The organism is Kitasatospora griseola (assembly GCF_014648555.1).
In the GTDB taxonomy this organism is placed as follows: domain Bacteria; phylum Actinomycetota; class Actinomycetes; order Streptomycetales; family Streptomycetaceae; genus Kitasatospora; species Kitasatospora griseola.
The window spans coordinates 33,791-56,144 of record NZ_BMRI01000030.1 but is presented as its reverse complement, the minus strand read 5'-3'; the positions used below and the strand labels follow the sequence as shown (position 1 = coordinate 56,144).

Sequence of the window (22,354 nt, the reverse complement as noted above, 5' to 3'; positions counted from 1 at the left end):
GCAAAGCAACGCCCGCTTCCGTGCCGTTCGGCAGGGAAGGGGCGAAATCACGAGCCTAACAAGTTCTCCGCACGGGCGGGAGGGGCCGCGGGCGCCGAGGGCGTGCCGCTCCTTCGACTATGCGCTCGAAAGGGTGAGCGGAGCAAAGGCCCTCGGCGGGTGTCCCTACTTGTCGGGGGTGCAGCCGAGCAGCTCGGCGGTGGAACCGCGGGACGTGGTCCGCAGCGTCACGACCTTGTCGTAGGTGGTGCCCTGGGCCGGGACCTGGAAGTCCGACTGGCCGACCACCGCGCCGTCCGCGCCCTGCGAGCGGACCGTGCACACCCCGGAGGTGCCGTCGCTCTTGCGCACCGACAGCTGCAGCTGCACCTCGCTGTCGGACACCGTCTGGAAGGTCGGCACCGTACCGTTCAGCTTCGTCTCGCGCAGCAGGTACGAGCCGCCGAGCCAGGCGATCAGGCCCACCAGCAGCACGCCGAACACCGCGCCGGCGATCCGCAGCCGACGGTCGGTGGTCCGGTCGTCGGCCCGGCTGTAGCGGCCCGCGGGGGGCGCCAGGGGCGGCTGGGGCGTAGGGCTCTGGTCCATGGTGCGGCTCGGTCCTTTCGCGGAGAAGCGTTCGGCCGTCCGCGGGAATGGACGCGCCCTCCAGTCCGTCACTATAGGAGGGGCACGTCCGCGCCACAGGCGGCGGGGGAGCCGGCCCGACGGAAGCGGACATACCTGTACCTGGAAGGGACCCAGGCGTTGAGCGAGCAGTTGCGGTTGATGGCGGTGCATGCGCACCCGGACGACGAGTCCAGCAAGGGCGCCGCCACCATGGCGATGTACGTGGCCCAGGGGGTGGAGGTCCTGGTCGCCACCTGCACCGGGGGCGAGCGGGGGTCGATCCTCAACCCCAAGCTGCAGGGCGACCCGTGGGTCGAGGAGAACATCCACGAAGTGCGCCGCAAGGAGATGGACGCCGCCCGGGAGATCCTCGGCGTCCAGCAGGCCTGGCTCGGCTACGTCGACTCCGGCCTGCCGGAGGGCGACCCGCTGCCCCCGCTGCCCGAGGGCTGCTTCGCCCTTGAGGACGTGGACGTGGCCGCGGGCACCCTGGTCAAGCTGATCCGCGAGTTCCGCCCGCACGTGATCACCACGTACGACGAGAACGGCGGCTACCCGCACCCCGACCACATCATGACCCACAAGATCACCATGGCGGCCTTCGAGGCCGCCGCCGACCCGGAGGCCTACCCCGAGGCCGGCGAGCCCTGGCAGCCGCTCAAGCTCTACTACAACCACGGCTTCCCGATGGGCCGCATCCGCGCCCTGCACGCCTACCTCACCGACAACGGCCACGACTCGCCCTACGGCGAGTGGATCGAGGGCTGGGAGAAGTCCGGTCGCGCCGAGCGGGAGATCACCACCCGGGTCGAGTGCGGCGAGTACTTCGAGATCCGCGACAAGGCGCTGATCGCCCACGCCACCCAGATCGACCCCGACGGCCCGTGGTTCCGCGTCCCGATCGACATCCAGCGCGACGTCTGGCCCACCGAGGACTACGAACTCGCGAAGTCGCTGGTCGACACCGACCTCCCGGAGACCGACCTGTTCGCCGGCCTCCGGAAGTAACCCCGTACCACCCCCCGGTGACCCGGCCCGCGTAGGGCCGGGTCACCATGGACGAATGAGCACCCCCGTGAACGTCACCCAGCTCGCCGCCGACCTCGCCCTCGACGAAACCAAGGTCACCCCCGGCCTCCTCGGCTTCGTCGTCTTCGCCGTCCTCGGCATCGCCACCTGGTTCCTCCTGAAGTCCATGAACGCCCGCTTCAAGAAGATCGACTTCACCGAGCAGCCCGACCCCAAGGACGAGTGACCTCCGGGCTCACCCCATACCGAGGTCCACACCCACGGCGAACGGCGCCGCGACCCGCACCGCCCCGGTGAACACCGGCCCCTCGCGGTGGCTGCCGCTCGCCCGGTCGGGCATGTGCGGCTTCGGAGCGTTCGGGCGGGTCGGGTCAGAGGGCGTGCGAGAGGAACGCGGAGAGCGATTCGTTGCTGATCAGGCCGAAGTGGTCGAGTGCGGTCAGTTCGAAGGAAACGGTCGTGGCGGCGGGGGACGGGACGGCGGCCGTCATGCCGGGCAGGTGTTCCGCGTAGGGGGCGGACAGGAACACTCGGGTGGTCGCGGCGAAATCGGCGACGGTGGCCAGGCGTTCGCCCAGCCGGCGGTATCCGCCGGCCGGCCAGTACGCCAGGACGTCCCGGGAGAGCTGCTGGAGTTGGGCGAAATCCTTCGAGCCGATTTTCGACAGGTATTCGGCGAGGGCGCGTTCGGCGTCCGGATCCTGGGCCGTTTCCCGTAGTCGCTCGAATGTCGGATTCGGATCGGCCGGGTCCGCCGCCGCGAACAGGCGGGAAATCATCATGGTCGATTGGTTGACATTCGGATCGAGCAGGACGGCGGATTCGATCGGCACCGCGCGGGAGCGATGCTCCGCCCAGAATTCGGCGAGCTGGAGAACGAGATCGGCGCCGAGCGAGAATCCGACCAGGACGATGCGTTTGCCGGGATTCTCGGCCGCGACGGCGGCGAGCGCGTCGGCCGTCATCGCGATGTGGGTGGACAGTGCGACGGGCGGGAAGGCCTGCTGCGGTCCGGGGTCGAAGCCGTGCAGAGTGACGGCGATGGCGTGCTGTGCCTCGTGGTGCGCGAGATAGTCGACGAAGTCGCGGGCGTCCAGGCCGAGGCCGTGCAGGAATACGACGATCGACGAGGAGTCGGCCCGGTGTTCGAGGCAGGAGAGCGGCCCGGCCGTGCGCGGACGGACCTGTGCGAGGGATTGCGCTGAGGACATCAGGGGCGGACCTTCTCGTGAGCGTTCGATGATCGACCGCCGGCCGGTCGGCGTCGGTCGGCGCATTCGGTGGAATCAGGGGTATCACAGAATGCCGGTGGTTTCAGCGGGTTCCGGCAGGTCTGTGCGAGATCGGTCTCCAGGAGGTTTCGTTCTGACGTTTGAGTCGCGACGGCGGTTGGAATCTAAGGATGGACTTGCGGGGGCGCGGGGGATTCCTTGATCGATTTACCGGCCGCATCGTCAATGCACCTGGGGAAATGCGATCAGTGAAGCCAGGAGGGGGAAGCTGTGACCGGTGATCGACATGCCTCGTTCGGCCGCACGCTGGCGGCGATGCAGGGGCACCAGCAGGGCCATCACGGGTGGAACGCCTTCCACCGGGCCCTGCTGGACCTGACGGCGTCGAGCGACCCGGCCCTGGACCGGATCCTGGCCGCAGTCCGGCACAAGCGGCCCAGCATGAGCGACTCCCACCTGATCACCCTGCTGGGCATCGCCGTCCGGCAGCTCGCGTCGACGCACCCGGACGTGGCGTCCGTGTTCGAGCCCGGGGCCCTCCCCGCGGAGCGCTCGCGCTCGCTCGGCGCGGCGCTCGACCGCCACGAGACCGAGGTGGTGGACCTGCTCACCTCGCACTCCAACTCGTTCACCGGGGCGCGCCGCTTCCTGGTGCCGCAGCTGCTGATCGGCGGCTTCGCGCGGCACTTCGGCGTCGACGAGGTCCGGCTCCTCGACGTCGGCACGGGCTTGGGCGCGCTGCCCCGCCAGTTGAACAACCGCGAGGTGTTCGACCGGTTCGCCGCGGACCTGACGTGGCTCCCGCAGCGTCCGCCGTACCTCGACATCCCGCTCGCCGTCCGGCACGGCATCGACGCCGCGCCGCTGCCGACGACGGACTGGGTCGGCTCCTGCCACGGCCCGTCGGCCTACTACGAGGACCGCTGGTCCGAACTGGTCTGGTCGCTGGAGCGCGCCGCCGCGACGGCGGGCCAGGTCCGGCTGTCGGCGCTGGACGTCCTCGATCGGGCGCAGCTGGCCGGCTTCCTGCGCACCCACCGCTTCAACGTGATCACCTGCAACTTCGTGCTCTACCAGTACGAGCGGGAGGTCCGCGAGCGGTTGATCGCCGAGCTCGTCGGGCAGTTGGCCGCCCCGGGGCTGTTCCTGAGCATGGAGCCGAGCCACGACCTGGTCCGGCAGGGCAGCCGGGTGACGGGCTACCTCGCCGGGGACCCTCGTCCGCTGCACCTGGCGGACGCCGAGGACGCGCACTTCATCGGGCGGGTGACGGCGGGCGCCGACCTCGCCGCCGTCATCGGGCCCGGAACGGGCGGGGGTTCATGAGCGGCGGTGTGCGGAGCGCGCTGAGAGCCGGCGTCGTGGCGCGCTGGTCGAAGCCGCTCGGGGCGCTCGGCGCGGTGGCGAGCCTGGTGATCGGGATCTACAGCGACCAGGTCCGCGGCTGGATCGCCTGGCTCTTCCACCACCTGTCGGGCTGGGGGTTCGGGGTGACGGCGGTGCTGGGCGCCGGTGCGCTGTCCTGGCAGGCCCGGGGGCTGATGGACCACCGCCGGTATGCGGCGCGCCGGATCGTGGAGCGCTCGTTCGACATCGAGGCCGACGACTTCGAGAGCGACCTGCCGAGCGACCAGGCGGTGATCGGCCGGGAGCTGCACTACCTGGAGCGGGTGACCTCGTCCCCGCACCTGGTGGTCCTGCTGCACGGGCTCGGGCTGGACGCCGACGACTTCCGGCCGTACATGCACGTCGCCGAGGAGCACACGGCGGGGATCACCCTGTTCGGGTTCAACGCGCGGGAGACCAGGGACGACCGCTACCGCCCGATCGGCCTCACCACCCACGCGGAGCTGGTGAACGGCGCGATCAACAACCTGCACCGCCAATTCCCGGACAAGCGGCTGACGTTGGTGGGGTTCTCGCTGGGCGCCGACATGCTGCTGAGGCTCGGCGAGCTCTGGCGCGACCACCCCTCGCGCAAGCCGGCGGTGTCGGGCGTGCTGCTGCTCGACCCGAACATCAACCACTCGACGATGATGGTCTCCCGCGGGCTCTCCCAACTGGACCCGGGCTCGCCGCTGGAGGAGCTGAAGCGGATCGCCCGGATCCCGGAGACGCTGGTGGAGTTCCAGAACCTGAGCGAGTACCTGCACAAAGTGAGCGCCAAGAACCTGGCGCAGATCCAGCGGCACGCGATGGACGTGTGGGACTACTGGGAGCCGGACGGCCGGTACGACCTGTTCATGGAGCGGATCGAACTGCTGCGCGGGCACCGTCTCGGGGTGAAGGTGGTCTTCTCGACCCACTACGAGCGGAACTTCAACGACCTCAACGCCCTCGCCCGCCAGCGCGGCATCCGGGACACCTTCCGGCTGCGCCGGGTCGACCACTTCGAACTCCTCCAGGACGTCCTGCTCGCCGAGGAGGTCGGGCGCGTGCGGGGCGCCGCCACCGCCTGAGGCTGCGACCGGGGTGTCAGCGCCGTTTCAGCGGACTGCGCGAGGGTGGGGCGATCCGACCCGGGGTCCCGGAGGTTTCCCGTGCACGAGACTGACCGTTTGTACCTGGAGGGCGGCTGGCGGCCGGCCGTCCTGGGCGCGCCGCCGATCGAGGTGGAGAACCCGGCGACCGGTGAGTGCATCGGAGCCGTGGCGGCGGGCGGCGAGGCGGACGTGGACGCCGCGGTGGCGGCCGCCGTACGGGCCTTCCCGTCCTGGGCCGGGAGCGACCCGGCCGTGCGGGCGAAGTGTCTCCAACGGCTGCGCGAGACGCTGGGCGAGCGCGCCGACGACCTGGCGGGAACGATCACCGCCGAGCTGGGGGCGCCGGTGCGCATCGCGCGCAAGGTGCACGTCGGACTGCCGCTGGCGGTGCTCGACTCCTACCTCGGCGTGCTTCCCGACCTGGTCCTGAGCGAGCGGGTCGGCAGCTCGCTGGTGCTGCGCGAGCCGGTCGGCGTGGTCGGGGCGATCACCCCGTGGAACTACCCGCTGCACCAGGTGGTGGCCAAGGTCGCCGCAGCGCTCGCGGTCGGCTGCACCGTGGTGCTCAAGCCTTCCGAGCTCACGCCGCTGACCGCCCTCGCCCTCGCCCGGGCCGTCCACGACGCGGGCTTCCCGCCGGGCGTGTTCAACCTGGTGACGGGGACCGGGCCGCTCGCCGGCGAGGCCCTGGTCCGCCACGCGGACGTCGACATGATCTCCTTCACGGGCTCGACGCAGGTCGGCCGGCGCATCGGCGCGCTCGCGGCCGGGACGGTGAAGCGCACCTCGCTCGAACTGGGCGGGAAGTCGGCCAACGTGATCCTCCCCGACGCCGACCTGGAGCGGGCCGTGGCGGCCGGCGTCTCCAGCGTCATGCTCAACACGGGCCAGTCCTGCAACGCCTGGACCCGGATGCTGGTCTCCGCCGACCGCTACGACGAGGCGGTCGAGCTCGCCGTGCAGGCGGCCGCGGCCTACCGGCCGGCCGATCCGCGCTCGCCGGACTCCCGGCTGGGGCCGTTGGCGTCGGCCGCTCAGCTGGAGCGGGTCCGCGGCTTCATCCGGGCCGGACTCGCCGAGGGCGCCGAGCTGGTGGCGGGCGGTCCGGAGCGCCCGGACGACCTGCCGGTGGGGCACTACGTCACGCCGACGGTCTTCGCCGGCGTCCAGCCGGGCATGTCGATCGCGCAGGAGGAGATCTTCGGGCCGGTGCTGTCCGTGCTGCGCTACCGCGACGAGGACGAGGCGGTCGCCATCGCCAACGGGACGCCCTACGGCCTGTCGGGCGCCGTGTGGTCGCGGGACGAGGAGCGGGCGGTGGCCTTCGCCCGGCGGATGCGCACCGGGCAGGTGGACGTCAACGGCGGCCGGTTCAACCCGCTGGCGCCGTTCGGCGGCGTCCGGCAGTCGGGTCACGGGCGGGAGCTCGGCCGGGCCGGGATCGAGGAGTTCACCGTCCACAAGGCCCTGCAGCTGTAGGCGCCGGCCGTGGCGGCCCCGACGCGCGTCACCGCGACGCGCGCAGGCGACGAGAGGATCAGTGGGTAGATGACACGGGCAGTGGTGACCACCGGGGCCGGCGGCGGACTCTCGGTCGAGGACGTGCACCTGGCCGGCCCGGACGCGGGGCAGGTGCGGGTCCGGCTGGTCGCGGCCGGGGTGTGCCACTCCGACCTGTCGCTCCACCGCGGAACGCTCCCGCACAAGACGCCCGCAGTGCTCGGCCACGAAGGCGCCGGCGTGGTGACGGAGGTCGGCTCCGGCGTGGAGCACGTCCGGGCGGGCGACCACGTGGTGCTGAACTGGCGGGCGCCGTGCCGGTCGTGCGCCTTCTGCCGGAACGGGGAGCCCTACCTCTGCTCGTACTCCGACCTGGTCTCGCGCAAGCCGTACGGCCGGCTCGCCGACGGGACCCCGGTCTACCCGGGCCTGGGCGTCGCGGCCTTCGCCGAGGAGACCGTGCTGCCCGAATCGGGGGTCGTCAAGGTGCCCTCCGACGTGCCGCCCGAGGTCGCCGCGCTGCTCGGCTGCGCCGCCCTGACCGGGTTCGGGGCGGTCGTCAACTGCGCCCGGGTGCGGCCCGGTCAGTCGGCCGTGGTGTTCGGCGTCGGCGGGGTCGGGCGGATCGCCCTGCAGACCCTGCGGCTGGTCGGCGCCGGAACGATCGTCGCGGTCGACGCCTCGGCGGACAAGGAGAAGGCCGCCCGGCAGAGCGGCGCCACCCACTTCCTCCCCGCGTCGCCCGATCTGCTGGAGGAGATCCGGGAGTTGACGGACGGGCGCGGCTGCGACCACGCCATCGAGTGCGTCGGCGGCGCGGCGACGGTCCGTCAGGCGTGGGACTGCACGCGGCGGGGCGGCACCGTGACGGTGGTCGGCGCCGGCGGCCGCGACGACCGGGTCTCCTTCACCGCGCTGGAACTGTTCCACTCGGCGCGACGGCTCATCGGGTGCCTGCACGGGAACGCCACGGCCGAGCGCGACGTGCCGGTGCTGCTGGACCACGTGCGGGCCGGGCGGATGGACATCGGCGCACTGGTGAGCGACCGGATCCCGCTGGACGGGGTCGCCGGCGCCTTCGACCGCCTGGCGGCGCACCAGGGCGGGCGCTCGCTCGTCCTGCTCTGAACCGGGAACGACCACGGTCGGCGGGCGACCCCCGCCGACCTTCTCATCGCCTGCACCACGGACGCGGAACGGGCGGCGGGCCGGCGTCCCCGCCGTCCCACCGCCCGTCGTCGGATCTTCCCGGCGCTACTCGGCGGCCGCGCCGAGTGCCACGGCCTCGTCGATCTCGTTGACGCGGGCCTGCAACTCCGCCCGCTCCCGGTCCAGTTCGTCGGCCTGCGCCTCGTCCTCGGACATCAGCTTGAGCAGGTCGCTGTTGCCCATCTCCAGGACGCCCATGTCGGCGTAGGCGTTCTGCACGGCCGGCCCCCACAGGCCGATGTCCTTCACGCAGGGGACGATCCGGGCGAAGAGCAGCGAACGGAAGGCCCGCATGCGGGGCCCGCGGTTCATGTACTCCATGCACTCCTTCATGTCGAAGCCGAGGTTCTCCCAGACCTCCTGCATGCGGAAGCGGTCCCGCATCAGGTAGCAGCCCTCGACGACGAACTCCTCGCGCTCGGCGATCTCGCGGGAGGACAGCTGGGCGTAGTAGTCGCGCAGCGCGAGCCGGCCGAAGGCGACGTGCCGGGCCTCGTCCTGCATCACGTACGCCAGGATCTGCTTGGGGAGCGGCTTGTCGGTGCGGTCGCGCAGGATCCCGAACGCGGCCAGGGCGAGTCCCTCGATCAGCACCTGCATCCCCAGGTAGGGCATGTCCCAACGGGAGTCGTTGAGGGCGTCCTCCAGCAGGGACTTCAGGTGCGGGTTGATCGGGTAGGTGAGGCCGATCTTCTCGCCGAGGAAGCGGGAGAAGATCTCGGCGTGCCGGGCCTCGTCCATGACCTGGGTCGCCGCGTAGTACTTGGAGTCGATGTCCGGGACGGACTGCACGATGCGGGCGGAGCAGATCATCGCCCCCTGCTCGCCGTGCAGGAACTGGCTGAACTCCCAGGCGGCCATGTGCTGCCGCATCTCCCGGCGCTCCGCCGCGTTCAGCTTCTCGTACTGGCGGGAGCCGTAGAGCGCGAGCGTCTTCTCAGGCGTTCCCAGCGCGTCGCACGGATCGACCTCGATCGACCAGTCGATGCGGGTGGCGCTGTCCCACTGCTTGTCCTTGCCCTTCTGATAGAGATTCAGCAGTCGTTCGCGTCCGGAGTCGTAGTCCCAGGTGAAGTGGTTGTCGCCGGCCATCGGAAACGTCCAACTCGTGGACTTCGCACGTTCGTTGAGTTCGTCAGAGTGATTCATGGACAGTTCTCCGCCTTCTCGCCGAGCCCGGGTTCACACCGTCCCTGACGGTGCGAGCACCGGGAGAACATTGGGCAGCACCTCGATCGTGTACCGGGATGCCGACGTGCGGACCAGCTCGCCGTCGTGCTCGAACGTCAGGGGGGAGCCGTCCGTGCGCTCGATGACGATGCGGCGACCGCGGGCGTAGACCACCTCGGGGCGGCCGACGTGGTCGCCCCGGGCGGTCAGGCCCGGCAGCTCGCGCGGGTCGAGGTCGCCGCCGACGACGCAGACGTCCAGCAGGCCGTCGTCCAGGACCGAGTGCGGCAGGACCTTGAACTGGCCGCCGCGGTAGCGGCCCCCGCCGACGTTCGCCAGGACCGCGGCGCCGTCGTGGACGACCGTCCCGTCGACCAGGACCCGGCCCGGGTACGCCTCGAAGGTGCGCAGGGTCAGGGCCACCGCCTCGCGGTAGCGGTCCCGGCCGGCCAGCTCCGGGAGCCGGGCCGCGGTGATCAGCGCCTCGGCGACCAGCCCGGAGCAGGCGCCCAGCAGGGCCAGGGTGTCCGTCTCGCGGATCCGGGCCATGTCGACCCTGCGCAGCCGCGGGCCGGCGCCGCTCAGCGAACTGCTGAGCACCTCCTGCCACGGGCGGTCGGACCAGATCTCGCGGTAGAACGAATTCCCGGTCCCGGCAGGCACGTTGACCATCGCCGGGAGGTCGGCCGCCGGGTCCTCGCCGGCCGCGCGCGCGAGCCCGGAGGCGACTTCGCGGGTCGTGCCGTCGCCCCCGACGACCACGACCAGGTCGGCGTCGCCGACGCAGTCCCGGGCGGTCGCCTGGGCGGCGCCGCTGCCGGAGGTCAGGACGACGTTCAACTCCGCGACGAGCGGGGAGCAGTGACGGATCACCGCGTCGATGAGCGCCGGGTCCTTCCGGCCCGCGACGGGGTTCGCGATGAGCACGCCACGGCGGGCCCAAGGGCCTGCGACCATCATCGGTTCTCTCTTCTCCCGCGACGGCGGGTCGGAGGGCTTCGCCGGTGTGCGGAGAGGGCAGGATTCGAACCTGCGAGGGCTTGCACCCCGGTCGGGCCCTGGCCCGACCCCCGTTGGGCCGCTACGGGAACCTCTCCTCGGCGGCCGGCTGTACCAGCGCCTGCTGCCCGGCCGGGCCGGCGCCTGCTGCCCGGCTGCGGGGACAACTCTGGCAGCGGCCGCTGGAAGCCCGCTGAGATCGCCGTGTCAGTGGCGCGGGCGCCGACGGGCCTCGCGGAAATCGGCCGAAACATGACAATGACCGGGCGCGGGACGCCCCGATGTGCGCAGCGGTTCCGGCCGGCGTCAGGTCGCCACCGTCGAGGCGTGCCGCAGGAGCGAGAAGGTGCTCCGGCTGTTGCTCAGCTCGTGGATCACCGAGGCGGCAGCGATGGCGTGCCCGCGGACGGTGGGGTGGTTCCCGTCCTTGCTGTAGAGGCCCGGATCCTCGCCGGCCGGGTGCGTGGTGAGGTCCACGTGGATGGCGCCGTGCCGCCGGGCGACGGCCTCGGTGCGCTCGGAGAGCAGCCGGACCTGTTCGCGCAGCGCCGCCTTCCGGTGCTGCGGCACCGACCTGGACCTGCTGATGTCGAAGAGTCCGAAGGTCAGCACGTCGCAGCCGACGGCGCGGAGCGGGGCGATGATCCGGCTGAGTTCGGCCGCGAAGATCTCGGCGTCGAACGAGCCGCCGAGCATGTCGTCCCGGCCGACGGCGATCGCGGCCAGGTCGGGCCGGAAGGCCAGGGCCCTGGTCAGCTGCCGCGAGCGCACCTGGGGGCCGGCGACGCCGCGCCGTCCGAGGTTGAGGTAGGCGAGGCCGGGCCGAGCGGTGCGCAGCATCGCCGCCACCCGGTCGGCCCAGTACTCGGACCGGTAACCGTGGGAGTGGTCGCCCGCCCCCGCCGCGACGCTGTCGCCGAGGACCACGAAGCGGCCCCAGGGCGCCGAGGTCAGGAGCTGACGGACTCTCCCCTCGGAGAGATGGTGCGGCTCCTGCCACCGGACCGGCTGGGTGCGGTTCGTCGCCATCGCACATTCCTGTCGTCAGAGGTTGGCACCGGGCCGCCGCCCGGGTCGGGGTGGATCGGGTTCCGCATGATCCGCGTCCGACCGAAGGGGGCGAACGCGCATGGCACGTGCGGCAACAGAATGCGATCACACCAATACCATCGGTAGTTGACGGCATCCTGGCCGTGGGGCGATTTTTCGCCACGGTCGACTGTGTCGAATCGAATAACAGCCGTCAAAGCGGCGTGCGCACGGGCCGGTTTTCGTTGACAGCGCTTGGGGCCCAGCTTAGGATCAACCGGGAATGATCACGAGTGCACAGCGAGAAATGCCCCCCAAGGGAGGGAAGCCGCGATGCGAGTCGATCTTTTAGGGCCGTTGGAGTTGACGGACGACGGCATATCGATCCACCTGCCGGGCGAGAAGCTCCGAGCGATCATGGCCACACTGGCACTCTCTCCGAGAATGTCGGTCTCCTCCAGTGAACTCATCGACGAATTGTGGGGTGAGCGGCTGACGCGCAATGCAGCGAATTCACTTCAGAGCCATGTCGCACGATTGCGCAGAATACTTGCCGAACGTTCCGGAAAACCTCAGCTCCGCAATCTGATCGAAACCACTCACTCCGGTTATGTCCTGCGGGTCGATCCGGACCTCGTGGACGCCCAGCGGTTCAGCCGCATCGTGGCGGGCCTTGAGGGGTACCGGCGGGAGCCGGCGCAGCGCATCGTCGAGCTGCTCACCGAGGGTCTCGCGCTCTGGCGCGGCCCCGCGCTGCTGGACGCCGGCCACGGAATGATCTGCCGGACGGCGTACGTGCGGCTGGAGGAGACCCGGTTGGTCGCCCTCGAACTGCTGATCGACGCCAAGCTCGAAGTCGGCCAGAGTCAGATCGTCGTGCCGGAGATCGAGCAGCTCTGCCTCCAGCACCCCTTGAGGGAACGTTTCTGCGAGCAGCTGATGACGGCCCTGTACCTCTCGGGCCGCCAGGCGGACGCCCTCGACGTCTTCCACCGCACCCGGCACCGGCTGACCAACGACCTCGGCCTCGAACCGTCGCCGCGGTTGAAGCGCAAGTTCCAGCAGATCCTGAACAACGCCCCGACCCGCACCTGAGCGGACCGACCGATCGGCAGGCCCACGCGGCGGCCCGCCGGCGGCGCACTCAGACCGACTTGGTCACGCGGAGGATCTGCCAGACGGCGCCGAGGCGCGCACCTCCGTCGAACGCCAGGTACTCCGGCAGGGCCGGTTCGGGCGCCCACTTCTCCTTGTAGGCGAGCTGGGTCTGCGCCGGATACACCGCCCCGCCGTGCTCGGCCAGCAGGCGCATGAACTTCGCGGTCAGCGGGCTGTGCCCGGCGAGTTCGTGCTCGGGATCCAGGCCGGTGAACGGCGTGAAGCCGAAGTGCAGCCAGCCCGCACCCTCCTCCTTGAACCGCCCCGCCGCATGCGCGTTGACGGCCTCCATCACACCGGGGACGGTCTGCGGCAACCGCCGGCTGAGGTCGTGCAGCCACCCCGGCCGCGAACCGAACGCCGGTGAGTAGGAGATGTACGCGACCGGCTCGCCGTCGAGCAGGCCGACGAAGAGCCGACGGAGCCGCTGCGCCGGGCCGCCGAGCTGGCCGACCAGGAACTCGATCTCCTTGACGTGCCGGCCCTTGGCGCGCAGCCAGGTCCGGTCGATCGCGGCGATGCGCTCCGCGTACTCGGCGAAGTCCACCTCGCGCACCTCCAGCCCGCTGCGGCCGGCCCGCGAGATCTTGTTGCGCAGCTTCACGAACTTCGAACCGCGCAGCGAGAAGTCCGGCAGCGGCACCGAGTACGACGCGCCCACCTGGTTGATCGTGAACCCGGCGGCGCGGTACAGCTCGGCATCGGCCCGCTGGAGCTGCACGCCGACGATCCGGCGGCGCTCCCGGGCGGCCGCCGCCCGGAACTCCCGCAGCAGCACCGGCTGCCGCTCGGGCGCCGCGAAGACGCCGCCGAACTGCACCAGGTAGCGCCCCGCGCGGCGGTAGGCGATCAGCCCGTCCTCGTCCGGCAGGGCGAAGAACTCGTTCCCGGCATTGAGGGCGAGAAAAGCGCTCGCATTCTCCCCGTACTTCTCCAGAACCGGCAATGCGCGATCCAAAACCTCCGCGTCCCCCGCTGTGGAGATCCCTTCCGGCCGACTTCCGGATCGCACCATCCGCTTCTGCCCCTCGACTCGTCCCGCCAGGTGGGAAGCAACGTATCAATGGCTCCTTGGAGGCGGCTGAGAGTCCCGTTTCAGCGTCCTGTCAGCGCTTTTTCAGGTGCCGCTGAGAGTGTTCTCGGGTGCTTCGGAATATCCGCGTCAATGCGCCCGGACAGGGAGTGTGAGAGTGTCCACTGCTTCGCTGCCCCTGCGAACCTATGGCTCCTATGTCAACGGAAAGACCCTGGAGAGCGATCAATGGGTCTATGTCATTGACTCCGGCACCCTGCTGGAGGACGCGTTCGCCGGTCTGACACTGAAAAGGAAACTTGAGCAGGGCCGAATTCGGCCGGAAAACCTTCCGGCCGCCATCGTCGGAAGGGTCGCGAAGGCGGACCGGGCGACGGTCGACGCCGCCCTGGAGGCGGCCGCGGTCGCCGCCGGCCAGTGGGTGTCCTTCCCACTGGAGACCCGCCTGGAACGTTTCGGGGAGCTGCTGCACGCCCGGCTCGCGGAGAAGGCCCAGGAGATCACCGAGATCCTGGTGGCGGAGGGCCATCCGCTGGCGCTGGCCCGCTGGCAGGTCTCCGGCATGCTCGAGTGCTTCGGCCCGGAGTCGCTGGGCTTCTACCGCTCGCAGATGCTGCAGGAGTTCCACCGCGGCGAGCGCCGGATCGAGGTCCGGCGCCGGCCCGACGGCGTGGTCTGCCTCAACCCGCCGCAGAACGCGCCGCTCTCCAGCGCGCTGCTGGGCGTCACCTCCCTGATGGCCGGCAACTCGCTGGTGATCCGGGCGCCGCGCAGCGCACCGCTCGGCGTGATGTACGTCCTGCACGAGATCGTGGTCCCGGTCCTGGACGAGATCGGGGCGCCGCCCGGCACGCTCAACGTGGTGTGCGGCGACCCGGCGCCGATGCTCTCGGCCTGGCTGGACAGCCCGCACGTCGACGACGTCATGTACTTCGGCAGCAGCGAGAACGGCATCAGGTTCCAGGAGCGCTGCATCGCCGCCGGCAAGAAGCCGATCCTCGAACTGGCCGGCAACGACGCCGTGGTGATCTGGAAGGACGCCGACCTCGACCTGGCGGCCGAGGCGCTGACCGAGAGCTTCTACGGCTCCGGGCAGCTGTGCATGATCCCCAACCAGGTCGTGGTCCACCCCGCCGTCGCGGACGAGCTGATCGAGCACCTGGTCCGCCACGTCGGCCACATCCTGCCGGGCCACCCGAGCCAGCCGGACGTGCTGCTCACCCCGGTGCTGCGCAACGAGAAGTTCTTCCAGTGCCTCCAGGACGCGCTGGACAAGGGCGCCGAACTCGCCTGCGGCGGGCACGCCATGCAGGCCGACGAGACGCGGGACCCCGCGGGCATCTTCCTGGAGCCCACCGTCGTGGTGGTCCGCGGGCTGGAGTCCGCGCGGGAGATCGACGCGGTGCGGCACGAGACCTTCTTCCCGCTGCTGCCGCTGGTGATCGCGGAGGAGGCGCCCGACGAGGTGCTGCTGGAGCGCTTCATCGGCCACCTCAACACCAACGAGTACGGGCTGCGGAACTCCCTGTGGGCCAAGGACCCGGAGGTGGTCGAGCAGGTCCTGGCCCGGGTCACCGTCGGCGGGCTGCTGAAGGTCAACGACTCCCACATCGGCTTCCTGCCCTACCTGCCCACGCACGGCGGCACCGGCCTGACCGGCGGCGTGTTCGGCGAGGCCAACTACCCGATCCTGCGCACCTCGCACATCCAGGGCGTGAGCGTCAGCACCGGTTCGCGCCCCCGGGAGGCGGTCTTCGACGCCTGGAAGGCGCTGGAAGCCCAACGCTCGTGACGCGCCCGGCCATGGAGCCGTGCACCGGCCCAAACCCGACAAGGAGTCGACAACCGATATGCGCTCACTGGACGCCGCACGCGCGTCGTGCGAGGAGTTCCTGCCCGGCCTGCAGGACAAGCTGGCCGCCGTCCCGCTGACCGAGCTGGAGCAGCCGGGCAGCTCGTCCCTGGACCTGTTCCGCGCCGCCGGCGGCGCCCGGCTGGTCGTCCCCACCAGCTACTCCGGCTCCGGGGCGAACCCGCTGCAGGCGCTGCAGGTGACCCGGGCGCTGGCCCTGCGGGCCCCGTCGCTCGCCGTCGCGACCACCATGCACCACTTCTCGGTGGCGACCCTGTTCACCCTGGCCGAGAGCCTGCAGAGCAGCGGCGTGGAGTGGGCGCTGCTGGAGGGCATCTGTTCGCAGAACCTGCTGGTCGCCTCCGGGTTCGCCGAGGGCCGGCCGAGCCAGGGCATCCTCGCCCCGACCATGCGGGCCCGGGAGACCGAGGGCGGATACCTGATCAACGGCTCGAAGAAGCCGTGCAGCCTCTCGCAGTCGATGGACCTGCTGACCGCGAGCACGGCCCTGCCGCGGGCCGACGGCGGCAGCGACATGGCGGTGCTGCTGGTGCCCCGGCAGGCCGAGGGCATCACCGTGCACCCGTTCTGGTCGTCCTTCGCGCTGGCCGGGGCGGAGAGCGACGAGGTCCGGCTGACGGACGTCTTCGTGGACGAGCGCCAGCTGATGCGGACCGAGCTGGGCGACGCCGGCGAGCTCGACCAGCTCCAGACGGTCGGCTTCATCTGGTTCGAACTGCTCATCTCCGCCTCCTACTTGGGCATCGTGACCGGCCTGGTGGAGCGGGTGCTGAGCAGCGGCCGGGGCAGCGACTCCGACCGGGCCCAGCTGATCACCCGTCTGGAGACCGCCAACCTGCTGCTGGAGGGCGTCGCCCGGATGGTGATGGACGGCGAGGCCGGCAACGAGGCGCTCGGCAAGGCGCTGCTGGCCCGCTACGGCGCGCAGGACGCGCTGGCGGAGACGGCCCACCGGGCCGCCGAGGCGCTCGGCGGGATGGCCTTCATCTCGTCCTCCGACGTCGCCTACCTCACCGCCGCCGCCCAGGGCCTGTCGTTCCACCCGCCGTCCCGTGCGAGCTTCGCAGGCCCCCTGCTGGAGCACACCGCCGGCCGTCCGCTGCGGCTCAGCTGAGGAGTGAGATGAACAGGACTGACGTCGGCTACCTGCCCGCGGAGGTCGACCGCGAGACGCTCGGCCGGCTGTACCGCAGGCGGCTGAACAAGGGCCGGGCCACGCTGGGCGAGCTGTTCGGCGGGCACGTGGAGACCGGCTCCCAGGGCGCGTGGCTGACCACCGCCGAGGGCCGCCGGTTCCTCAACTGCGGCGGGTACGGCGTGCTCCTGATGGGGGCCCGGCACCCGATCGTCACCCGCTACGTCGAGGAGCAGCTGCACCGGCACCCGGTGGCCAGCCGGATCTTCCTGGAGCCGCAGGCCGCGCTGGCCGCGGACGCCCTGGTCAAGGTCGCGCCGAGCGGCCTGGAGCGGGTGCACTTCGCGGGCTCGGGCGCGGAGGCGGTGGAGACCGCGATCAAGATGGCCCGGACGCACGGCAAGGACCGGCTGATCGCCACCCACGGCGGCTACCACGGCAAGACCATGGGCGCGCTCAGCCTCACCGGCAAGGCGCTGTTCCAGGACCCGTTCCGCCCGCTGCTGCCGGGCGTGGACCACGTCCCGTACGGGGACGCCCAGGCCCTGGAGGAGCTGCTGCGGACGATGCCCGGGCGGGCCTGCGTGGTCGTCGAGCCGGTCCAGGGCGAGGCCGGGGTGATCGTCCCGCCGGACGGCTACCTGCGGGACGTGGCCGTCGCCTGCCGCCGGCACGACGCGTTCCTGGTCCTCGACGAGGTCCAGACCGGACTGGGCCGCCTCGGCACCTGGTTCGGCGCCGACCGGGAGGGCGTCACCCCCGACGCCCTGCTGGTGGGCAAGGGGCTCAGCGGCGGCATCGTCCCGGTGTCGGCGGTGGTGGCGACCGCGAAGGCGTTCTCGGTCTTCGACAAGGACCCGTACCTGCACACCTCGACGTTCTCCGGGGTGCCGCTGGCGATGGCCGCGGCCCGTGGGGCGCTGGCGGCGATCGAGGAGGAGAACCTGGTCGCCCGCTCGCACGAGCTGGGCGCCGACCTGCGGCTCGGGCTGGGCGACATCGTCCGCCGGCACTTCGGCTCCGCGGTGTCCGCGGTCCGCGGCCGCGGGCTGCTGCTGGGCTTCGAGTTCGCCGAGCCCGGCATCGCCGGCGACCTGCTCATCGAGCTGGTGATGCAGGGCGTGGTGGCGAACCACTCGCTCAACTCGCACCTGGTGCTGCGGCTCACGCCGCCGGCGATCTTGACCCGCGCGGAGGTGGATCACCTCTACGAGGCATTCGACAACGCGTGCCGGAAGCAGGCTGCCCGGTACGCGCCGACTGGTGAAGGTGGAACCGTCCATGCGTAGCGTCGAGGTGACTGTCGCGGTACCCGACGGTGATCCGGTCACCGTCTTCGAGCGGGTGCGGGACTTCGCCCGCTACCCCGAACTGGTGCCGGTGGTACGGGCGGTGACCGTGCACCGGATCGGCGACGCCGAGGAGACCAGCGACTGGGAGGTGTACTTCCGCAACGGCATCCTCCGCTGGACCGAGGAGGACCGGTTCGACGTCGCCGCCCTGACCATCGACTTCTCCCAACTCGACGGCGACTTCGACTCGTTCGCCGGCAGCTGGCGGATCGCCGAGGTCGACGGCGAGTGCCGGGTGCACTTCTCCGCCGAGTTCGACTTCGGCATCCCGAGCCTCGCGGGCATCCTCGACCCGGTCGCGGTGCGGGTGTTCAAGGAGACCATCGCCCGGGTGGTCGTCGGCCTGTTCGGCACGGCCCGGGTGGTCGGCGACGAGGCGGTGGCCCGGGCGGTCGCCGAGCCCGCCGCGGAGATCCCGGACTCCGCACTGGAAGTGGGCTGAGATGGACCAGAAGAACCTGTTCATGACCGGCGCCACGGCCTGGCTGGTGCGCGCCGAGTACGGGCTCGGACTGCTGGTGTCCGTGGTGCTGTTCTTCGCGCACATCGGGGAGGTCCGCTGGCTGCCGGCGGTGCTGCTGTTCGCGTACATCGACGTGATCGGCTACCTGCCCGGCGCGCTCCGCTACCACCGGCACCCGGACGCCCCGACCCCCAAGGTCTACTACGTCCTCTACAACGCCATGCACAGCATGGTCACCCAGGGACTGGTCGTGCTGGCCTGGATCTGGCTGGCCGGGGCGGAGTGGGCCCTGCTGGTCGTGCCGATCCACCTGTTCGGGGACCGCGCGATCTTCGGCAACTTCCTCAAGCCGTTCGGGCTGCACTTCGAGCCGAAGGCCCACCCGGCCTACCGCCGGTTCTCCAGCGAGTACCTGGCCTCCACCGGCGAGCTGCTGCCGCCCCGGGCGCTGGGCGCCCGGTGACCGGGGCGACCGCCCAGCACCTGTCCGTCGCGGCGGGCCCGAACGAGGCCGACGGCGCCCACCGGCTGATCCTCGACCGGTTCGTCACCGGCGTCGCGGTGCTGACCTGCGGCGACGCGCAGGACGTCGAGGGCGTGACGGTCAGCACCCTGACCCTGGCGTCCCGCCGGCCGCCGATGGTCTCGGTCGCGCTGCGGCGCGGCAGCCGCGGCCTGCAGGCGCTGCTGAGCACCCGCACCTTCGTGGTCAACGCGCTCGGCGCCCGGCAGGCCGACCTGGCACGGCACTTCGCTCGGCGCCACCGCGCGCGGGGCGTCGGCCAGTTGGCGGGCGAGGCCTGGTCGGACCTGGCCGAGGACGGGGTCCCGGTGCTGGTCGGCGCGGTCGGCTGGCTGACCTGCCGGGTCCGCGGAACCGTCGAGGTGGGCGACCACGAACTCGTCCTGGCCCAGGTGGAACGGGCGGTCCGCGGCGCCGGCGCCCCCTTGCTCAACTACGCAGGCGGCCTGCACGGGCTGACCGAAGCGACCCTGCACACCGAGAGGGATTGATGACCGTGTCCGAGAACATTCCCGCAGAGGCGGACTGGGAGCGGGCCCCGTCGCTCGTCGACGGCGCCATTGACCTCGAACTGACGCCGGCCTCCGCCGACCTGAAGTACTGGCTGGCGGCCGTCCCGCAGGGCACCCTGCGCGGTCACGTGCTCGGCCACGCCGACGACGTGCGCCCGCTGTCGGTGGTCAGCGAGCCCGGCCCGCTCAACAGCGCGCTCACCATGGAGCTCGCCTTCCGCTCGATCGCGGAGGAGAAGGCCACCCGCGCCATCGCGTACATGGTCGCGCTGGCGCCCGACAACGACTGCCTGGAGTTCTACTCCACGCAGCTGCTCGACGAGGCCAGGCACGCCATGGTCTTCCGCAGCCACCTGCTGCAACTCGGCATCCCGAAGGCCGAGTTGTGGCAGTCCGTCGACCGGCTCGCGCAGCGCGACCGGGACGGCGTGCTGGTGCCGCTGGAGGAGTTCGGCCTGCGGGTGCTGCGCGACGAGGGCGACTTCATCGGCGGCGTGCTGGTGCTGACCGTCCTGGTCGAGGGCGTGCTGGCGCCGTCCGCGGAGCTCAGCGAGCGCAAGTGGCGGGTGTTCGACCCGGCCGCCGCGGACATCGAGCGCGGCGCCGGCATCGACGAGATCCGCCACCTCACGGTCGGCAGCGCCATCGTCCGGGACCACCTGCTGAAGCACCCGGAGGACAAGCCGCGGGTGCTGGAGCTGATCCAGGAGGGCTACCGGCTGTGGGGCCGGCTGCCCACCCACGACATGCTCCAGCGGCGCGAGTCGCTGTTCCAGCAGGGCATCGAGGAGCACGGGAAGCTGCTCGGCGACTACGAGGTCTGGCCCGGGCGGCGGCTGGTGGACACCACGGCCGAGGAGCGGATGGCGACCGGGCAGGCCTGGGCCGACCGGATGCAGCGCGCCCGGCTGGCCTACATGGGGCTGGAGGAGGCGATATGACGCAGCTGGACGGCGCCGGGGGGCAGGCGGCGACGGCGAACTACGACGAGATCACCAAGGTGGTCAAGGACGCCGGCCTGATGGACCTCCAGCCGTGGTTCTTCGTCTACAAGATCGTCTCCAACCTGGTCCTGCTCGCGGCCGGATGGACGGCCTTCGCGTTCCTCGGGGACAGCTGGCTCCAGCTCGTGGTGGCGGCGTTCCTCGCCTTCTGCTTCGCGCAGACCGACCTGGTCGGGCACGACGCGGGCCACCGGCAGATCTTCCGCACCCGCCGGGCCAGCGACCTGATCGGCTACATCCACGGCAACCTGCTGACCGGAGTCAGCTTCGGCTGGTGGGTCGGCCACCACACCAAGCACCACAATTTCCCCAACCACCTGTCCCTCGACCCCGACATCCTGCGCCGCCAGGTGATCTTCGACAGCGGCGACCGGCACAAGCGGACCACTCCGCTGAGCCGCTTCATCGTGCGCCACCAGTCCTGGATGTTCTACGTGGTGATCATGATGGAGGGCCTGCGCCTGCACCTGTCGGGCTACGTCGCGGCCAGGCGGGGCGCGCTCAAGCGCAACAAGGGCGCCGACCTGCTGATGCTGTCGATCCACCTGGCGGCCTACCTGGCCGCGGTCTTCCTGGTGCTCTCCCCGCTCAAGGCCGTCGCGTTCATCGTGGTCCACCAGGCGCTGTTCGGCTTCTACATGGGCCTGCTGTTCGCGCCCAACCACAAGGGCCTGCCGGTGCGCGACGGCGAGAAGGAGGAGCTCGACTGGATCACCCGACAGGTCGTCACCTCCCGGAACATGCTGCCCAGCCGGATCACCCACTTCTTCTACGGCGGCCTCAACTACCAGATCGAGCACCACCTCTTTCCGAACATGCCGCGCCGGAACCTGCACCGCGCGCAGCCGGTGGTGAAGGACTACTGCCTCACCCACGGCCTGCCCTACGTCGAGGTCCGGCTGCTCAGGTCCTACCTCGACGTCTCCGAGTACCTCGGCGACGTCAGCGACCAGGTGCGGGAACTGGAGCAGCAGGACGCCTCGCTGGTGTCGGCGGCGGGCCGATGACCAGGGCGGCGGTCATCAGCGGCCTGGGCTCGTGGCTGCCTCCCCGGATCGTCACCAACGACGACCTCGCCCGGGAGCTGGACACCGACGACGCCTGGATCCGCAGCCGTACGGGCATCGGGCAGCGGCACACCGCCGACGACCGCACGGCCACCTCCGACCTGGCCGTCGAGGCCGGCCGCCGGGCCCTGAAGTCGGCCGGCCGGGAGAGCGCGGACTGCGTGGTGGTCGCCACCACCACGCCCGACCGGCCGTGCCCGGCCACGGCGCCGCTGGTCGCCACCGGGCTGAACCTCGGCACCGTGCCCGCGTTCGACGTGGCCGCCGTGTGCACCGGATTCCTGTACGGCCTCGGCGTGGCCGGCGGCCTGATCGCCGCCGGAACCGTCGACTCCGTGCTGGTCGTCGGCGCGGAGAAGTTCTCCAGCATCCTCGACCCGCAGGACCGCTCCACCCGGGCGATCTTCGGCGACGGCGCCGGGGCGGTGCTGCTCACCGCCGGCGACCCGGACGCGCCCGGCGCCCTCGGACCGCTCGACCTGGCCAGCGACGGAACGGGCAGCGACCTGATCACCGTCCCGTCGGGCGGCTCCCGGGAGCCGTTCACCGCCCGCACCGGGCCCGGCTACGACCCGTACTTCCGGATGGTCGGGAAGACCGTCTTCCGCAGCGCCGTCGAACGGATGGCGGCCTCCGCGCTGGACGTCGCCCACCGGGCCGGCTGGAGCGTGGACGAGGTGGACCTGCTCGTCCCGCACCAGGCCAACCTGCGGATCATGCACGCCGTCGCGGACCGGATGAAGCTGCCGCGGGAGCGCTGCGCCGTCCACCTCGACCGGGTCGGCAACACCGCCGCGGCCGCCGTCCCGCTCGCCCTGGCCGACGCCGTGGAGCGCGGCCGGCTGCGCCCCGGGGACCGGGTGGTGATGACCGCCTTCGGCGGCGGGATCACCTGGGGGGCCTGCGCCGTCCGCTGGCCCGACGTGACGCCGATCTGATCCGCGCGCCGCACGCCGCTTCATCGCACGTCCTCG

General features: G+C 71.3%; 22 protein-coding genes and 1 tRNA gene. 16 read left to right on the top strand and 7 right to left on the bottom strand.

Annotation, left to right across the window (positions count from 1 at the left end):
- Positions 1–165: 165 nt before the first annotated feature.
- Positions 166–588 (bottom strand): DUF4307 domain-containing protein, encoded by a 423-nt coding sequence (locus tag IEZ12_RS28505; RefSeq protein ID WP_100588780.1) that lies wholly within the window; start codon positions 586–588, stop codon positions 166–168.
- A gap of 159 nt (positions 589–747) precedes the next feature.
- Here IEZ12_RS28505 and mca point away from each other — a divergent pair, with 159 nt between their 5' ends.
- Positions 748–1,617 (top strand): mycothiol conjugate amidase Mca, encoded by an 870-nt coding sequence (gene mca, locus IEZ12_RS28500; RefSeq protein WP_043915806.1) that lies wholly within the window; start codon positions 748–750, stop codon positions 1,615–1,617.
- Between the two features lie 55 nt (positions 1,618–1,672).
- Positions 1,673–1,864: a hypothetical protein gene (locus IEZ12_RS28495; RefSeq protein ID WP_043915807.1), complete on the top strand. Its 192-nt coding sequence runs from the start codon at positions 1,673–1,675 to the stop codon at positions 1,862–1,864.
- Positions 1,865–2,009: 145 nt separating this feature from the next.
- Here the strand turns inward: IEZ12_RS28495 and IEZ12_RS28490 are convergent, their stop codons facing one another.
- Positions 2,010–2,849 (bottom strand): alpha/beta fold hydrolase, encoded by an 840-nt coding sequence (locus IEZ12_RS28490; RefSeq protein WP_189275900.1) that lies wholly within the window; start codon positions 2,847–2,849, stop codon positions 2,010–2,012.
- Positions 2,850–3,140: 291 nt separating this feature from the next.
- Here IEZ12_RS28490 and IEZ12_RS28485 point away from each other — a divergent pair, with 291 nt between their 5' ends.
- From IEZ12_RS28485 to IEZ12_RS28470, 4 genes are all read left to right on the top strand, one after another.
- Positions 3,141–4,196, top strand: coding sequence for a hypothetical protein (locus IEZ12_RS28485; RefSeq protein ID WP_189275898.1), 1,056 nt, complete (start codon positions 3,141–3,143; stop codon positions 4,194–4,196).
- Entirely contained in the window at positions 4,193–5,329 is a 1,137-nt protein-coding gene (locus IEZ12_RS28480) for an alpha/beta fold hydrolase (protein WP_189275896.1), read from the top strand. The genes IEZ12_RS28485 and IEZ12_RS28480 overlap by 4 nt, the downstream gene beginning before the upstream one ends.
- An 81-nt stretch (positions 5,330–5,410) precedes the next feature.
- A complete protein-coding gene (locus IEZ12_RS28475) occupies positions 5,411–6,832 on the top strand; it encodes an aldehyde dehydrogenase family protein (protein ID WP_189275894.1) in 1,422 nt (473 codons plus the stop codon).
- A gap of 69 nt (positions 6,833–6,901) precedes the next feature.
- On the top strand, positions 6,902–7,981 hold the full coding sequence (locus tag IEZ12_RS28470) for a zinc-binding dehydrogenase (protein WP_189275891.1): 1,080 nt from the start codon (positions 6,902–6,904) through the stop codon (positions 7,979–7,981).
- A gap of 126 nt (positions 7,982–8,107) precedes the next feature.
- Here IEZ12_RS28470 and IEZ12_RS28465 read toward each other — a convergent pair whose 3' ends face one another.
- The 4 genes from IEZ12_RS28465 to IEZ12_RS28450 all read right to left on the bottom strand — a co-directional run bounded on the left by IEZ12_RS28465 (position 8,108) and on the right by IEZ12_RS28450 (position 11,260).
- Positions 8,108–9,211, bottom strand: coding sequence for a ferritin-like domain-containing protein (locus IEZ12_RS28465; RefSeq protein WP_189275890.1), 1,104 nt, complete (start codon positions 9,209–9,211; stop codon positions 8,108–8,110).
- Between the two features lie 33 nt (positions 9,212–9,244).
- Positions 9,245–10,192 (bottom strand): diacylglycerol/lipid kinase family protein, encoded by a 948-nt coding sequence (locus IEZ12_RS28460; RefSeq protein ID WP_229848196.1) that lies wholly within the window; start codon positions 10,190–10,192, stop codon positions 9,245–9,247.
- A gap of 49 nt (positions 10,193–10,241) precedes the next feature.
- Positions 10,242–10,329 (bottom strand) — tRNA-Pro (locus IEZ12_RS28455).
- A gap of 208 nt (positions 10,330–10,537) precedes the next feature.
- Positions 10,538–11,260, bottom strand: a complete 723-nt coding sequence (locus IEZ12_RS28450; RefSeq protein WP_189275888.1) for an SGNH/GDSL hydrolase family protein — start codon at positions 11,258–11,260, stop codon at positions 10,538–10,540.
- A gap of 333 nt (positions 11,261–11,593) precedes the next feature.
- Here IEZ12_RS28450 and IEZ12_RS28445 point away from each other — a divergent pair, with 333 nt between their 5' ends.
- Positions 11,594–12,355, top strand: coding sequence for an AfsR/SARP family transcriptional regulator (locus IEZ12_RS28445; protein ID WP_189275886.1), 762 nt, complete (start codon positions 11,594–11,596; stop codon positions 12,353–12,355).
- Between the two features lie 49 nt (positions 12,356–12,404).
- On the opposite strand, the gene IEZ12_RS28440 is transcribed toward IEZ12_RS28445, so the two are convergent.
- Positions 12,405–13,376, bottom strand: coding sequence for a bifunctional lysylphosphatidylglycerol flippase/synthetase MprF (locus tag IEZ12_RS28440; protein WP_373295539.1), 972 nt, complete (start codon positions 13,374–13,376; stop codon positions 12,405–12,407).
- A gap of 232 nt (positions 13,377–13,608) precedes the next feature.
- Between IEZ12_RS28440 and IEZ12_RS28435 the strand changes: the two genes are divergently transcribed.
- Genes IEZ12_RS28435 through IEZ12_RS28395 form a run of 9 tightly spaced genes read left to right on the top strand, consistent with a single transcriptional unit; the run spans position 13,609 to position 22,318 of the window.
- Entirely contained in the window at positions 13,609–15,243 is a 1,635-nt protein-coding gene (locus IEZ12_RS28435; protein WP_189275882.1) for an aldehyde dehydrogenase family protein, read from the top strand.
- 58 nt (positions 15,244–15,301) lie between these two features.
- On the top strand, positions 15,302–16,438 hold the full coding sequence (locus IEZ12_RS28430) for an acyl-CoA dehydrogenase family protein (protein ID WP_043915816.1): 1,137 nt from the start codon (positions 15,302–15,304) through the stop codon (positions 16,436–16,438).
- A gap of 8 nt (positions 16,439–16,446) precedes the next feature.
- Positions 16,447–17,748, top strand: coding sequence for an aspartate aminotransferase family protein (locus IEZ12_RS28425; RefSeq protein ID WP_189275880.1), 1,302 nt, complete (start codon positions 16,447–16,449; stop codon positions 17,746–17,748).
- Positions 17,741–18,253, top strand: coding sequence for a type II toxin-antitoxin system RatA family toxin (locus IEZ12_RS28420; RefSeq protein WP_100588792.1), 513 nt, complete (start codon positions 17,741–17,743; stop codon positions 18,251–18,253). The genes IEZ12_RS28425 and IEZ12_RS28420 overlap by 8 nt, the downstream gene beginning before the upstream one ends.
- 1 nt (position 18,254) lies before the next feature.
- Positions 18,255–18,737: a hypothetical protein gene (locus IEZ12_RS28415; protein ID WP_189275878.1), complete on the top strand. Its 483-nt coding sequence runs from the start codon at positions 18,255–18,257 to the stop codon at positions 18,735–18,737.
- Positions 18,734–19,288 (top strand): flavin reductase family protein, encoded by a 555-nt coding sequence (locus IEZ12_RS28410; protein ID WP_189275876.1) that lies wholly within the window; start codon positions 18,734–18,736, stop codon positions 19,286–19,288. The genes IEZ12_RS28415 and IEZ12_RS28410 overlap by 4 nt, the downstream gene beginning before the upstream one ends.
- A complete protein-coding gene (locus IEZ12_RS28405) occupies positions 19,288–20,250 on the top strand; it encodes a VlmB-like protein (RefSeq protein ID WP_229848192.1) in 963 nt (320 codons plus the stop codon). Before IEZ12_RS28410 ends, IEZ12_RS28405 begins: the two co-directional genes overlap by 1 nt.
- Complete coding sequence (locus tag IEZ12_RS28400; protein WP_189275873.1) at positions 20,247–21,320, top strand: fatty acid desaturase family protein; 1,074 nt, start codon at positions 20,247–20,249, stop codon at positions 21,318–21,320. Before IEZ12_RS28405 ends, IEZ12_RS28400 begins: the two co-directional genes overlap by 4 nt.
- Positions 21,317–22,318, top strand: coding sequence for a beta-ketoacyl-ACP synthase III (locus IEZ12_RS28395; protein ID WP_043915821.1), 1,002 nt, complete (start codon positions 21,317–21,319; stop codon positions 22,316–22,318). The genes IEZ12_RS28400 and IEZ12_RS28395 overlap by 4 nt, the downstream gene beginning before the upstream one ends.
- Positions 22,319–22,354: the final 36 nt, after the last annotated feature.